Source organism: Roseobacter cerffii, assembly GCF_054226325.1.
Genome location: NZ_CM135757.1, coordinates 3,521,053 through 3,535,334, shown reverse-complemented (window position 1 = coordinate 3,535,334; position 14,282 = coordinate 3,521,053). Strand labels below are relative to the sequence as shown.

The window sequence follows — 14,282 nt, the reverse complement described above, 5'->3', positions numbered from 1 at the left end:
CAAAAGCCCCTGCGACCTCTTGGCACCGCCGCGAAAAGGCGCCCAAAAAATAGTCACCGGAGGCACCAGACATCCTCCGCACCGCTGCAGAGCAGCATCGCCGGTTTACAAACCCCAGGACGCGCAGCGATTTAGAGGCCAATGACGGGGAAGATGTCCATAATCGTGGTCGAGGCAGACCGCGATCGCGCGATGCAGATCGTTGATGGCCTGCGGCAGGCGGGCGAATTCGATATCCAGGTGATCTCGGAGCGCACGCGCCTCGCCCGCGAAATCATGGCGCGTGAGCCGGACATCGTGTTGATCGATATCGCCAACCCCTCGCGCGACACGCTGGAAGAACTCGCCCTCGCCTCCGGCCCGATGGACCGCCCCGTGGCGATGTTCGTGGACCGCTCCGAGGCCGGGCTCTCGGATGCCGCCATCGAGGCGGGCGTCTCGGCCTATGTGGTCGATGGGTTGCAGCCTGCCCGGGTGAAACCCGTGCTCGACGCCGCCATCGCCCGCTTCCGCATGTTCCAGCGCATGCGCGCCGAACTGGCCGAGACCAAGCGCGCGCTGGAAGAGCGCAAGCTGATCGACCGCGCCAAAGGCATGATCATGAAGGCGCGCGGCGTGGAAGAAGAAGAGGCCTACGCCATCCTGCGCAAGGCAGCGATGGACCAGGGCAAGCGCGTCGCCGACGTGGCCTCGGCCCTCGTCACCGCTGCCGGGCTTCTGTCATGAGAACCGCCACCGTCTCCGTTGGCTTCATCCCGCTGGTCGATGCCGCCCCGCTGATCGTGGCGCAGGAGATGGGGTTCGCCGCTCAGGAAGGCATCGCGCTTGATCTGCGCCGCGCGCCCTCCTGGTCCAGCCTGCGCGACATGCTCAGCTTTGGGCAAGTGGACGCCGCCCATATGCTCTCCACCGTCCCCGTCGCCGTGGCCATGGGGCTCGGCGGCGGCGGCACCCCGCTCTCCGCCGTCTCGGTGATGTCGGTCAACGGCAATGTGGTCGGCGTGAACCGGGTGCTTGAGGAGCGCCTGCGTGACGTGGGTTTTGGCTTCGACTTCAAAGATGCCAGCGCCGCCGGTCAGGCCCTGTTTGAGGTCAGCGACCGACCGCTGCGCGTGGGCGTGCCGTTCCCCTTCTCCATGCACGCAGAACTCGTCTTCTACTGGTTGGCAAGCCTCGGTTCGGTTGCCGACGGCCAGATCGAGATCCGCACCGTGCCACCGCCGCTCATGGCCGAAGCCATCGAGGCGAGCGAGATCGACGCCTTCTGCGTCGGCGAGCCCTGGGGGTCGCGCAGCGTCGAGAAGGGCGTTGGCGCGCTGTTGCTGCCGGGCACCGCCATCTGGAACTTCGCGCCGGAAAAGGTGCTGGCGGTGCGGCAGGACTGGGCCGAGACCGAACAATCGCTGCTCTTCCGCCTGATCCGCTCGGTCTGGCGCGCAGGCCGCTGGCTGGCCGAGAGCGAGTCGACCCTGCTCGCCACCGAACTGCTCAGCAAACCGGCCTACCTCGATCTGCCGCCCGAGTTGATCGAGCGCGCCCTGACCGGGCGGCTCACGATCAGCGCGTCGGGAGAGGAGCGGCACACCCCGCAGTTTGTCGAATTCGCCCGCGGTGCCGCCAACTTCCCCTGGCGCAGCCAGGCGGAATGGATCGGCTACCAGATGGCGCTGCGCACCGGGCACGATCCCAGCACCGCGCGGCAGGCCGCTGCACAGGTCTATCGCACCGACCTTTTCCGTGCCGCCCTGAAGGACACGAGCGCCGATTTGCCCGGCGCCTCGTCGAAAATCGAAGGCGCTTTGGACGGCGACACCGCCGTCGCCTCCGCCGCAGGCCGCGTGATTCTGTGCCGCGACCGGTTCTTCGATGGGCGCGTTTTTGAGCCAAGTGGTTAACATCTGCCGCAATTTTGTGCAGGCGCGGCGCTGATGCTGCTGCGATGCAGAAAGTTTTCGGAAAATTGCCCACGCCCGCTTGATCGGTAGCGGACCCACTCGGCATAACCGTCCCATGACGAGCGAAGATGTTCGTCACCGAATTACTCCCCGCGATCGGGGATTTACTGAGCAAAGCCGCTCGACCTAACCCGCCTCTCTCCTCCCCGGCGGTTCAGGTCGGCGGCTTTTTTTCTTGCCCGAAGGGTCGGGCGCGAGAGCGAAAGGCTTTGATATGAAACACATTCTTCTCGGTCTGGTGGCCGCTGCCACGATCACGGGACCAGCGGTGGCGCAGTCACTGGAGCTGGAAAAAGACGAACTGACCTTCGGCTTTATCAAGTTGACGGATATGGCGCCGCTCGCTGTGGCGTATGAGAACGGCTACTTCCTCGACGAAGGTCTCTTCGTCACGTTGGAGGCGCAGGCCAACTGGAAAGTGCTGCTCGACGGCGTGATCGATGGTCAGCTTGACGGCGCTCACATGCTCGCAGGCCAGCCGCTCGCCGCCACCATCGGCTATGGCACCGAAGCGCATATCATCACGCCCTTCTCCATGGACCTGAACGGCAACGGTATCACCGTCTCCAACGAAGTTTGGGAGATGATGAAGCCGAACATCCCGACGATGGATGATGGCCGCCCGCAGCACCCGATTTCGGCAAAGGCGCTGGCCCCGGTGGTCGAATCCTTCAACGCCAAGGGTGAGCCCTTCAACATGGGCATGGTCTTCCCGGTCTCGACCCACAATTACGAGCTGCGCTATTGGCTCGCTGCCGGTGGTCTGCACCCGGGCTACTACAGCCCCGAAAATATCTCCGGCCAGATCGGCGCCGATGTCTTCCTCTCCGTGACACCGCCGCCGCAAATGCCGGCGACGCTCGAAGCGGGCACGATCCACGGCTACTGCGTGGGGGAACCCTGGAACCAGCAGGCCGTCTTCAAGGGCATCGGCGTGCCAGTGATCACCGACTACCAGCTCTGGAAGAACAACCCCGAGAAGGTTTTCGGCATCACCGCCGAGTTCGCCGAACAGTACCCGAACACCACGCTCGCCATCACCAAGGCGCTTATTCGCGCCGCGATCTGGCTCGATGAGAATGATAACGCCAACCGTCCTGCGGCGGTCGAGATCCTCAGCCAGCCGGAATACGTGGGCGCCGACTATGACGTGATCGCCAACTCCATGACCGGCTTCTTCGAGTTCGAGAAAGGCGACAAACGTGACATCCCCGACTTCAACGTGTTCTTCCGCTACAACGCCACCTATCCCTTCTACTCCGATGCGATCTGGTATCTGACGCAGATGCGCCGCTGGGGTCAGATCGACGAGGCGAAGGATGACCAGTGGTACCACGATGTGGCCAAGGATGTGTACAAGCCCGAGATCTATCTCGCCGCGGCCCGTCTGCTGGTGGATGAGGGCCTTGCCAATGAAGCGGACTTCCCTTGGGACAGCGATGGCTACAAGGCGCCGACACCTGCCGAAGATATCATCGACGGCATTCCCTATGACGGACGCGCACCCAACGCCTACCTCGACAGCCTGCCGATCGGCCTGAAAGCCGGTCAGACGGTCGTAGGCTCCGAGGTCCGCGGGTAACGGGAAGCGGCGGGGCAAGGCGGCGTTAACACCGCCTTGCCCCGCCGCGCGCTCCGCACCGACGTAATACCGACGTGATACCGACGCCTCACCGACAGCCCTTTTGATCCCCATCCAGGAGACCCCAGATGACCACAGTGGACCCGGATTTCGCCGCCGAAGAGGCCCGCGAGGCGCGCCGCGCCCGGCTCTTCACCCGCATCAACAAGGCCGACACCTGGTTCCAGGTTCTGGGGCTTGCGTGGATCACCCCGCTCCTGAAGGCCGCCGCTGGCGACAACCCGCGCGCCCAGATGAAAGACCTCTGGCGCCTCGCCGGTGTCCCGCTGCTGGCCATCTGCGCCTTCCTGCTGATGTGGGGCACGCTGGCGCCCAAAGTGCAGACCTCGCTCGGCGCCGTGCCCGGTCCCGCACAGGTCTGGGCCGAAGTTGTCAACCTGCACGAGGATGCGCAGGCCAAGGCTGCAAAAGAAGCCAAATTCAACGAGATGGTCGAGAAGCGCAATCAAAAGCTCATCGACGCAGGCAAGGCTGATCAGGTCAAGCAGGTCGCCTACACCGGAGCGCCCAGCTACTACACGCAGATCTGGACCTCGATCAAAACGGTCTTCTTCGGCTTCATGATCGCGACGGTTGTGGCGGTCCCGCTGGGGATCGCGGCGGGGCTGTCGCCCACCGCCAACGCAGCGCTCAATCCCTTGATCCAAATCTTCAAACCGGTCTCGCCCCTCGCCTGGCTACCGATCGTGACCATGGTGGTCTCGGCGGTCTATGTGACGCAGGACGGCTGGTTCGCCAAATCCTTCCTGATCTCAGCCATCACCGTGACGCTCTGCTCGCTTTGGCCCACGCTGATCAACACGGCCCTTGGCGTAGCCAGCATCGACAAGGACTTGGTGAATGTCTCCAAGGTCTTGAAAATGAACACCTATACCAAGATTACCAAGCTGGTGCTGCCATCGGCCCTGCCGCTGATCTTCACCGGTCTGCGGCTGAGCCTTGGTGTCGGTTGGATGGTGCTGATCGCGGCAGAGATGCTGGCGCAGAACCCGGGCCTCGGCAAGTTCGTCTGGGATGAGTTCCAGAACGGCTCGTCCAGCTCACTGGCCAAGATCATGGTGGCGGTTTTCACCATCGGGATCATCGGCTTCCTCCTCGACCGTGTGATGTACGCGCTGCAATCGCTCTTCACCTTCACGAACAACCGGTGAGCGACATGGGTATCCTAACGTTCGAAAATGTCTCCAAAGGCTTCGGCGAGACGCCGGTTCTGAAGGACATCAACCTCGACGTGCAGGAAGGCGAGTTCCTCGTGATCCTCGGCTTCTCCGGCACCGGAAAAACCACGCTGATCAACATGTTGGCGGGTTTGGATACACCCTCGACCGGCAGCGTGACGTTTCGCGGCAAAAAGGTCACAGGGCCAGGGCCGGAGCGCGGGGTGATCTTCCAGAACTACTCGCTGATGCCCTGGCTGACGGTCACAGGTAACGTACGGCTGGCGGTGGATACGGTCTTTCCGGAGCTCTCGTCAGCGGAGAAAGCCGAGAAGGTGGCGCATTTCGTCAAGATGGTGGGCTTGAGCCATGCTGCGACGCGCCGTCCGGCGGAGCTGTCAGGCGGCATGCGCCAACGGGTGAACGTGGCGCGCGCGCTGGCGATGAACCCGGAAGTGCTGTTGTTGGACGAACCGCTCTCGGCGCTGGATGCGCTGACCCGGGCAAATCTCGCCGATGAGATCGAACACATCTGGGAGGCTGACCGCAAGACCTGTGTGCTGATCACCAACGATGTGGATGAAGCCATCGTTCTGGCCGACCGGATCATCGCGCTGACACCCGAGGGGACCTTGGGCAAGGAATTCAAAGTCAGCATCCCGCGTCCGCGCGACCGCTCGGCCATGAACAACGACGCCACCTTCAAGGCGCTGCGGGCCGAGGTCACAGGTTACCTGATGGACGTAGGGATCGAGGCAAAGGTCGAAGGCACGCGTGAGCTGCCGGATGTGACGCCCATTCACGGCGTGCCCACAGCGGTGGCAGATGCGCAGAAGGGCCTGATCGATCAGCGCTTCCTGGATTTCAGTCAGCTGCACAAGGTCTATCCGACCCCGAAGGGCCCGCTCACCGTGGTCGAGGATTTCGACCTCAAGATCGACCGGGGCGAGTTTATCTCGCTCATCGGGCACTCGGGCTGCGGCAAGTCTACCGTGCTGACGATGGCCGCCGGTCTCAATGAGATTTCCAAAGGCGCCATCAAGCTCGATGGTCGCCACGTAGAGGGCGCGGACCCGGAGCGCGCCGTGGTCTTCCAGTCACCCAACCTCTTCCCCTGGCTCACAGCCAAGCAGAATGTGGCGATTGGCGTCGACAAGGTTTACCCGCGCGCCAGCCAGTCTGAGCGGCAGGATGTGGTGGAATACTACCTCGAGCGGGTCGGCCTCGCCGATGCGATGGAGAAATCCGCAGCGGACCTCTCCAACGGCATGAAACAGCGGGTTGGCATCGCCCGCGCCTTTGCGCTGTCGCCCAAACTGCTCTTGCTCGATGAGCCCTTCGGCATGCTCGACAGCCTCACGCGCTGGGAGTTGCAGGAGGTGCTGATGGAGGTGTGGTCGCGCACCAAGGTGACCGCGATTTGCGTGACGCATGATGTGGACGAGGCGATCCTTCTGGCCGACCGTGTGGTGATGATGACCAACGGCCCGCAGGCGACCATCGGCAAGATCACGAAAGTCGATCTGCCACGCCCGCGGACCCGCAAGGCGCTGCTGGAGCACCCCGACTACTACACCTACCGGCAGGAAGTGCTTGATTTCCTGGAAGAATACGAGCACGGCAACACACCCAAGGCGGCGCAAAAGACCGCCCCCAAGGCCATTGCGGCGGAGTGAGCGCATGACACAGAAACTCATTGTCATCGGGGCGGGCATGGCGTCGGGGCGGGTGCTGGAGTATCTGACCGAGGCCGATCCGGGCGCTTATGACATCACCCTTTTCAACGCGGAGCCGCGGGGCAATTACAACCGTATCATGCTCTCACCGGTCCTCTCGGGCGAGAAGACCTATCAGGAAATCGTGATCCACGATGATGCCTGGTATGCGGCGGCTGGCGTCACCTGCCGCTTCGGCGAGCGCGTCGCGGCGATTGATACCGCTGCCAAGACCGTCACGGCAGCGACGGGCGAGGTGCTGGCCTATGACAAGCTGCTCTTCGGCACAGGCTCCAACCCCTTCATGATCCCGCTGCCGGGGCACGATCTGGAGGGCGTGATCGCCTACCGCGATCTGGAAGACACTGAGCTCATGATGGCCATGGGGCCGGGCAACAAGGTTGTCGTGATCGGCGGCGGGCTGCTGGGTCTGGAAGCGGCGGCGGGCATGGCAGCCCGCGGCGTGGACGTGACCGTGGTGCACATCATGGGCCACTTGATGGAGCGTCAGCTGGACGAGGCGGCAGGCTACCTGCTGCGCAAGTCGCTGGAAGAGAAGGGCATTACCATTCTCTGCGGGGCAAACTCCAAGGAAATCCTGGGCACTGACGGTCGCGTGCGGGCTTTGATGCTCGATGACGGGACGGAATTGCCTTGCGACCTGCTCGTCATGGCGGTCGGTATCCGGCCAAATGTGGCGCTGGCGCAGGACGCTGGGTTGGCCGTTGGGCGTGGTATTCACGTTGATGACCAGATGCTGACCTCGGTCGAGGATGTGCTGGCCGTGGGGGAATGCGTCGAACACGAGGGCGCGGTCTTCGGCCTTGTGGCGCCGCTCTACGATCAGGCGAAAGTCGCGGCGCAGACCCTTCTGGGTGAAGAGGCGGCTTTTGTGCAGAAAAGCCTCTCGACCAAGCTCAAGGTCACCGGCTGTGATCTCTTCTCCGCTGGCGACTTCGCAGAAGGCGAGGGGCGCGAAGACATCGTCTTCCGCGACCCATCGCGCGGCGTCTACAAGCGCCTGGTGATCGAAGATGACAAGCTCGTCGGCGCGGTCATGTACGGCGACACGGCTGACGGCAACTGGTTCTTCGGGCTGATCAAGGATGGCACCGACATCTCCGAGATGCGCGAAACGCTGATTTTCGGGCCCGCCTATCAGGGAGGATCCCCCGTGGACCCCCTGTCAGCCGTTGCAGCCTTGCCGCCTGATGCGGAGATCTGTGGCTGTAACGGCATTTGCAAATCCACCATCACCGATGCCATCGCCGGGGGTGCGACCGACCTTGGCGCCGTGCGCGCGACCACCAAGGCCAGCGCCTCCTGCGGCACTTGCACGGGGCTGGTCGAACAGCTTCTGCAGGTCACGCTGGGCGATGATTTCCAGATGCCCGCCGCGCAATCGGTGTGCGGCTGTACCGACCTCACCCATGAGGACGTGCGGCGGCTGATCAAGTCGCAGGAGCTGAAGTCGCAACCCGCTGTCTGGCAGGAGCTTAGCTGGACCACCCCCAACGGGTGCCACGTGTGCCGCCCGGCGGTGAACTTCTATCTGCTGGCCGACTGGCCGCTGGAGTATCGCGACGACCCGCAAAGCCGGTTCGTGAACGAGCGCAAGCACGCCAACATCCAGAAAGATGGCACCTTCAGCGTTGTGCCGCGCATGTGGGGGGGCATCACAAACCCCGATGAGCTGCGCGCCATTGCCGATGCGGCGGAGAAATACGATGTGCCGACGGTCAAGGTCACCGGTGGCCAGCGCATCGACCTGCTGGGCGTGAAGGGCGAAGATCTCCCCTACATCTGGGCGGATCTGAACAAGGCCGGGCTGGTCTCCGGCCACGCCTATTCCAAGGGTCTGCGTACGGTGAAGACCTGTGTTGGCACGGATCACTGCCGCTTTGGCACGCAGGACTCCACCGGTCTCGGCATCAAGCTGGAGAAGGTGCTCTGGGGCTCCTGGACGCCGCACAAGCTGAAACTCGCGGTGTCAGGCTGCCCGCGCAATTGCGCGGAGGCGACCTGCAAGGACATCGGCGTTGTCTGTGTCGACAGTGGCTATCAGATCAGCATCGGTGGCGCGGCTGGTATGGACGTGAAGGGAACCGAACTGCTGGTGCAGGTGCTGACTGAGGAAGAGGCCATCGAGGTGGTGATGGCCGTCACGCAAGCCTACCGCGAAGGGGCAAAGTATCTCGACCGCATCTACAAATGGCTGGCCAAGGTCGGCATGGATTGGGTCAAGGAGCAGGTGGTGGATGATCTCGACAACCGCCGCGCGCTGGCCGAGCGGTTTGAACTGTCGCAAAGCATCTATCGCAAAGACCCTTGGGCTGAACGGGCCAAGGAGCCTGCGCCCTTCGCGCCCCTTGCAAATCTCACCTTGGAGGCTGCGGAATGAGCTGGATCGACATTGGGCATATTGACGACATCCCGCTGCGCGGCGCGCGCGTGGTCAAGACGCCCGTCGGCTGTGTCGGGCTCTTCCGGACCGGTGAGGCCGAGGTCTTTGCCGCCTCAAACAGCTGCCCGCATAAGGGCGGTCCGCTCAGCGAAGGCATCGTGCACGGGCAAAGGGTGACCTGCCCTCTGCACAATTGGGTGTTCGATCTGAACTCCGGTGAGGCCGTGGGCGAAGACGCGCGGATCGCCACATACCCTGTGCGCCTTGAGGCGGGGCGCATCCTGCTCGACGGCGCAGCAGTGGGCAAACGGAGCGCGGCCTGATGGATGGTAGTGGCCTGCCTGAGACACGCTCAACCTGCCCCTACTGCGGGGTGGGATGCGGTGTGTTGCTGCGTCCGGACGGGCAGGGTGGGCTGGCAGTTCGCGGTGATCCGGATCACCCGGCCAATCACGGCAAGCTGTGCTCAAAGGGGGCCGCGCTTGGAGAAACTGTAGGGCTGGGCAGCCGGTTGCTGTCGCCGCAGTCTCACGGCGTAGAGACCTCCTGGGACGACGCTTTGGCGACGGTCGCCGCCCGGTTTTCCGAGACCATCGCAAAGCATGGGCCGGACAGCGTCGCCTTCTATGTCTCGGGGCAGTTGCTGACCGAAGATTATTACGTCGCCAACAAGCTGATGAAGGGTTTCATCGGCTCGGCCAATATCGACACCAATTCCCGTCTCTGCATGGCCTCCACTGTTGCGGGGCACAAACGCGCCTTTGGGACCGATACGGTGCCCGGCACTTATGAGGATCTCGATGAGGCCGACCTTGTGGTGCTTGTCGGCTCGAACCTCGCGTGGTGCCACCCGGTGCTCTACCAGCGGATGCTCGCCGCGCGGGCGGCTCGCGGCACCCGGATCATCGTGATCGACCCGCGCCGGACCGCCAGCTGTGATCAGGCGGATTTGCATCTCGCACTGACACCCGGCAGCGATGTGGCGCTGTTCAATCATCTGCTCACGACGATCTACGAGGGCGGTGCGCTCGATAAGTCCTACCTTCAGCATGTCTCCGGGTTCGACGCAGCGCTTTGCGCAGCCTACGCTGACGACATCGCGGTCACGGGTCTCGATCCGCAGGATGTGGGACAGTTCTGTTCGGAGTGGATCGGCGCCGAGAAGGTCGTGACGATCTTTAGCCAAGGCGTCAACCAGTCCACGTCCGGCTCCGATAAGGTCAATGCGATCCTGAACTGCCATCTCGCTACCGGCCGGATCGGCAAGCCGGGCATGGGGCCGTTGTCCGTCACCGGCCAGCCTAATGCTATGGGCGGGCGCGAGGTCGGCGGGCTTGCCAACATGCTCGCCTGCCACCTTGATCTGGAGAATGCCGACCACCGCGCCGCCGTGCGTGGATTCTGGAGTAGCGGCCCGCTGCCCATGGCGCCGGGGCTCAAGGCTGTCGATATGTTCGACGCTGTCGAAGATGGTCGCATCAAGGCGCTCTGGATCATCCACACCAACCCCGCGGTGTCGATGCCGGATGCGGACCGCGTCTCGCGCGCAATTGCCAATTGCGACTTCACCGTGGTGAGCGATGTCACGGCGGAGACCGACACGGCGCGGCTCGCAGATGTGCTGCTGCCTGCCACCGCCTGGGCCGAGAAGAGCGGGACGGTCACCAATTCGGACCGGACGATCAGCCGCCAACGCCCGGTTCTGCCCGCGCCCGGCGGTGCACGGCACGACTGGGCCATCCTCGCCGAGGTGGGGCGGCGCATGGGCTGGACCGAGGCGTTCGATTATGCAGGCCCGGCGGAGATCTTCCGCGAACACGCCGCGCTCTCAGCAATTGCAGGACGCTTTGGCAAGGACTTCGACATCTCGGGCCTGCGCGATCTGGACGACACCGCTTATGATACCTTGGTTCCTATTCGCTGGCCGGTCTCGCCCACCAAAGAGGGCGGTCGCTTTTTCGCGTCCGGTGGGTTTTTCCATGCCGATGGCAAAGCACGCATGCTGCCGTTGCGCTGGCGCGCGCCGGCGGCCAAGACGGGCCGTCGCTTTCCCTATCGACTGAACACCGGTCGGATTCGCGATCAGTGGCACACCATGACCCGCTCTGCGCTGTCCCCGCGCCTCTCAGCACATCTGGCGGAGCCGTTTGTGGACCTACATCCCGCAGACGCAGCCCAGATCGGCGTTACGACCGCCGAGCTTGTGCACCTGGCCAGCCCGCAAGGCAGCGCGATCCTGCGGGCGCGGATCACCGAGGCGCAGACCCCGGGACAGCTCTTTGCGCCCATGCACTGGACGGCGGAGTATGCGCCAACCGGGCGAGTCGACGCATTGGTCCCGGGCGCAGTCGATCCGGTTTCTGGCCAGCCAGAAAGCAAGGCCGCCGTCGTCTCGGCGACCCGGTTTGACGCGGCGTGGTACGGGTTTGCCATTTCGGCCCAACAGCTGCAGCCTGGCGCATCCTACTGGGCGCGCGCCCGCACCGCTGCGGGCTGGCGCGCCGAGTTGGCCTGTACAGCGCAGGTCTCCGATTGGGAGGCCGAGGCGCGCCGCCTGTTTGATCTGCACACAGCGGGCTTGCAGATCGTTGAGGACCCGGCCCGCGGCACGGTGCGCATGGCTTTCCACGAAGATGGCCGGTTGATAGCCGCGCTGTTCGTCTCACCACAGCCCGTGGCGGTCATGCGCGACTACCTCGTAGGCCAGATCGACCAGCCGGGGCAGGATGTTCTGACCGGGCTCACACCCGCCGACCGCCCGGACCCTGGCCCGGTCATCTGCGCTTGTATGGATGTGGGCGTGAACACAATCTTGAGCGCCGTCGAAACGGAAGGCTTGCTGTCAGTTGACCAGATTGGCGCGGCCCTGGGCGCGGGCACGAATTGCGGATCCTGCCGCCCCGAAATCGCCGCGCTTCTGGCCACGCGCGCGGTCAAGGAGGCCGCGGAATGATGCTGGGCGACTATGTGCGCATTCTGGGGCGCGGCCCGGGGCGTTCTCGCGCGTTGGAGGAAGACGAGGCTCATGCCGCGATGCAGCTGATGCTGTCGGGCGCGGCTGCGCCCGAGGCGATTGGCGCGCTGCTCATGCTGCTGCGGATGAAAGGTGAAACCGCGCCCGAGATCGCGGGGTTTGCCCGCGCCGCGCAGGAGGGTGTGCCGGAGCTTCCCGAGGTCGATCTTGACTGGCCCAGCTATGCGGCGGGGCGGACGCGGGGGCTTCCGTGGTTTCTGCTCTCGGCCAAACTGGTTGCCGGCTCCGGACGTCGTGTGTTGCTGCATGGTTGGAACGGGGCTGATCCGGCCGTGCGGGATGGGCTGGCCTTTGCCGGGATCGGCATCGCTCACACCGCCGAAGACGCGCACACACTTATTGCTCGCGACGGGATTGCCTATCTGCCTCTGGAACGGCTCGCTCCAAACCTCTTTGCTCTGCTCAACCTGCGCGCGGTTCTCGGGCTGCGGTCGTGCATCAACACCATTTCACGGATGCTCAATCCAGCCCGCGCGCCCGCGAGCGTGCAGGGCGTATTCCATCCCTCTTACCGCCTGCTGCAGGCCGACGCCGCCGCGCTGCTCGGTTGGCAGGCGCTCACGGTGATCAAGGGCGGCGGTGGCGAGTTCGAGCGCCATCCTTCGAAATCAACGCTTGGTTTTGGTCTGCGCGCAGGCGCGATGTGGCAATGTGATCTGCCTGCGCAACATGACGATGTGCGCCGCCTCGATGATGGTCGGCGGGAGGGCGCAGCTTTGGCGCAGATGTGGCAGGGCACCTTGCGCGACCCGTTCGCGGAAGACATCATTCTCGGCACTGCCGAGCTGGCCTTGGACACGCTGGGCGTCGAGGCGCCGAGACAGACCGCGCGCCGCATCTGGGCCAACCGCGACCACGTCGCTGCGGCCTGAAGCAGAGGACTGCTATGAAGAGTTTTCCGATGTTCATTCGCACCACTGGCCGCCGGGTCGTGATTGTGGGCGGTGGAGAGCAGGCCGCGCAAAAGCTGCGGCTCATCCTCAAGACCGACGCGCAGATTGAGATTGCGGCGATGTCGCTCGATCCCGAACTGCAGGGTGTGGTGAAGGAGGGGCGGGCGCATTGGCATCAGGGTGCCGTCACGCCCGCCTTCTTCGAAGGCGCCGCGCTGGGGTTCATCGCCACCGGGTGTCCCGGGCTCGATGCCAGCCTGCACGCGCTTGCGCAGGCGGCGGCTTGCCCGGTCAATGTGGTCGACCAGCCGGGGCTTTGTGATCTGACCACGCCCTCGATTGTTGACCGTGATCCCGTGGTCGTCGCCATCGGGTCCGAAGGCACCGCACCGGTGCTTGCGCGGCAGATCAAGACCAAAGTTGAGGAGCTTTTGCCGCCCACGCTGGGTGGGTTTGCCGCAGCGGCGGGCCGGTTGCGGGTCGCGGTGGCGCAGCAGGTTGCGCGGTCGCAGCGACGGGCGTTCTGGCGCTGGGTCTTTGCCGATGCGCCGCGCGCGGCCTGGGTGCGGGGCGCGGAGCGTGACGCCATCGAAACAATCAAACAGGCGATCACTAAAGGTGGCGCACCCGAGACGCCCGGCGACGGGTCGATCTGTCTGATCGGTGCAGGGCCCGGCGCCCGCGATCTTCTGACCTTGCGCGCGGTCGCCCGGCTGCAGGAAGCGGATGTGATCTTCTATGATCGTCTGGTCGATCCCGAGGTGCTGGAACTGGCACGCCGCGATGCGGAGCGAGTCTATGTCGGCAAGGTGGTTGGTGCCAGCGCGTGGCCGCAGGATCGGATCAACGACCTGATCGTGGCCGAGGCGCTCAAGGGCAAGCGCGTTGTGCGCCTTAAATCTGGCGACCCGGGGATATTCGGTCGAGCAGGGGAAGAGATCGCCGCAGCACGGGCCCAGGGCCTCTCTGTCGAAATCGTCCCGGGCGTGACAGCGGCCTGTGCAGCTGCGGCCAGCGCAGGGGCCACCTTGACGGAACGAGGCGTCACCAACGCGCTGGTTCTCGCAACAGGCACCGGAGCGGACGGCAATGTCGTGCCGGACTGTGTGCGGTTGAGCGGTCCGGGTACGAGCACCGCCTTCTACATGGCCACCCGGCAATCGGCTGAGATCAAAACCGCCTTGCTGGCGCGCGGGCTGCCCGCCGAGACGCGGTTTACCCTGGCGGTGGATGTCTCGAAGCCAACAGAGCGGATATTGACAGGCCGCATCTCCAGCCTTGATAGAGTGATAGCTGAGAACGAGGTCACGGGGTGTGCGGTGATCCTGATCCGCTGGCCTTCTGCTGAAGCGGCCAGTGTGACCAGCCCGCACCAAGCGTATCCGATGGGCTTGCAGCCTGTGGCGGCGATGGGCTGAGGCTGTCAGCGCTCACGTTCAGCCTAAGCCATTGTCACGCGTCGACAAACCAGCCAGCAGCACA

10 protein-coding genes are annotated in these 14,282 nt (G+C 64.2%); all 10 read left to right on the top strand.

Features of this window, described 5'->3' with window-relative positions; all coding sequences use genetic code 11:
* Nucleotides 1-141: 141 nt before the first annotated feature.
* The 10 genes from ACVC7O_RS17130 (at nucleotide 142) to cysG (ending at nucleotide 14,218) form a co-directional block, all read left to right on the top strand.
* Nucleotides 142-726 (top strand): ANTAR domain-containing response regulator, encoded by a 585-nt coding sequence (locus ACVC7O_RS17130; RefSeq protein ID WP_458323329.1) that lies wholly within the window; start codon nucleotides 142-144, stop codon nucleotides 724-726.
* Nucleotides 723-1,895 (top strand): ABC transporter substrate-binding protein, encoded by a 1,173-nt coding sequence (locus tag ACVC7O_RS17125; protein WP_458323328.1) that lies wholly within the window; start codon nucleotides 723-725, stop codon nucleotides 1,893-1,895. The genes ACVC7O_RS17130 and ACVC7O_RS17125 overlap by 4 nt, the downstream gene beginning before the upstream one ends.
* Before the next feature lie 274 nt (nucleotides 1,896-2,169).
* Complete coding sequence (locus tag ACVC7O_RS17120) at nucleotides 2,170-3,537, top strand: CmpA/NrtA family ABC transporter substrate-binding protein (RefSeq protein WP_458323327.1); 1,368 nt, start codon at nucleotides 2,170-2,172, stop codon at nucleotides 3,535-3,537.
* A 128-nt stretch (nucleotides 3,538-3,665) separates the two neighbouring features.
* Nucleotides 3,666-4,748 (top strand): ABC transporter permease, encoded by a 1,083-nt coding sequence (locus ACVC7O_RS17115; RefSeq protein ID WP_458323326.1) that lies wholly within the window; start codon nucleotides 3,666-3,668, stop codon nucleotides 4,746-4,748.
* A gap of 5 nt (nucleotides 4,749-4,753) precedes the next feature.
* Entirely contained in the window at nucleotides 4,754-6,430 is a 1,677-nt protein-coding gene (locus ACVC7O_RS17110; RefSeq protein WP_458323325.1) for an ABC transporter ATP-binding protein, read from the top strand.
* A gap of 4 nt (nucleotides 6,431-6,434) precedes the next feature.
* The gene (nirB, locus tag ACVC7O_RS17105; protein ID WP_458323324.1) at nucleotides 6,435-8,870 is read left to right on the top strand and encodes a nitrite reductase large subunit NirB; all 2,436 of its coding nucleotides are present in this window, start codon (nucleotides 6,435-6,437) and stop codon (nucleotides 8,868-8,870) included.
* A complete protein-coding gene (gene nirD / locus ACVC7O_RS17100) occupies nucleotides 8,867-9,196 on the top strand; it encodes a nitrite reductase small subunit NirD (protein ID WP_458323323.1) in 330 nt (109 codons plus the stop codon). The genes nirB and nirD overlap by 4 nt, the downstream gene beginning before the upstream one ends.
* On the top strand, nucleotides 9,196-11,826 hold the full coding sequence (locus ACVC7O_RS17095) for a molybdopterin-dependent oxidoreductase (RefSeq protein WP_458323322.1): 2,631 nt from the start codon (nucleotides 9,196-9,198) through the stop codon (nucleotides 11,824-11,826). The genes nirD and ACVC7O_RS17095 overlap by 1 nt, the downstream gene beginning before the upstream one ends.
* Nucleotides 11,823-12,779 (top strand): glycosyl transferase family protein, encoded by a 957-nt coding sequence (locus tag ACVC7O_RS17090; protein WP_458323321.1) that lies wholly within the window; start codon nucleotides 11,823-11,825, stop codon nucleotides 12,777-12,779. Before ACVC7O_RS17095 ends, ACVC7O_RS17090 begins: the two co-directional genes overlap by 4 nt.
* Nucleotides 12,780-12,793: 14 nt before the next feature.
* Entirely contained in the window at nucleotides 12,794-14,218 is a 1,425-nt protein-coding gene (gene cysG / locus ACVC7O_RS17085) for a siroheme synthase CysG (protein ID WP_458323320.1), read from the top strand.
* Nucleotides 14,219-14,282: the final 64 nt, after the last annotated feature.

Coding starts and splice junctions, on each gene's coding strand:
- ACVC7O_RS17130 (WP_458323329.1), top strand. CDS start 142: ATGACGGGGAAGATGTCCATAATCGTGGTCGAGGCAGACCGCGATCGC.
- ACVC7O_RS17125 (WP_458323328.1), top strand. CDS start 723: ATGAGAACCGCCACCGTCTCCGTTGGCTTCATCCCGCTGGTCGATGCC.
- ACVC7O_RS17120 (WP_458323327.1), top strand. CDS start 2,170: ATGAAACACATTCTTCTCGGTCTGGTGGCCGCTGCCACGATCACGGGA.
- ACVC7O_RS17115 (WP_458323326.1), top strand. CDS start 3,666: ATGACCACAGTGGACCCGGATTTCGCCGCCGAAGAGGCCCGCGAGGCG.
- ACVC7O_RS17110 (WP_458323325.1), top strand. CDS start 4,754: ATGGGTATCCTAACGTTCGAAAATGTCTCCAAAGGCTTCGGCGAGACG.
- nirB (WP_458323324.1), top strand. CDS start 6,435: ATGACACAGAAACTCATTGTCATCGGGGCGGGCATGGCGTCGGGGCGG.
- nirD (WP_458323323.1), top strand. CDS start 8,867: ATGAGCTGGATCGACATTGGGCATATTGACGACATCCCGCTGCGCGGC.
- ACVC7O_RS17095 (WP_458323322.1), top strand. CDS start 9,196: ATGGATGGTAGTGGCCTGCCTGAGACACGCTCAACCTGCCCCTACTGC.
- ACVC7O_RS17090 (WP_458323321.1), top strand. CDS start 11,823: ATGATGCTGGGCGACTATGTGCGCATTCTGGGGCGCGGCCCGGGGCGT.
- cysG (WP_458323320.1), top strand. CDS start 12,794: ATGAAGAGTTTTCCGATGTTCATTCGCACCACTGGCCGCCGGGTCGTG.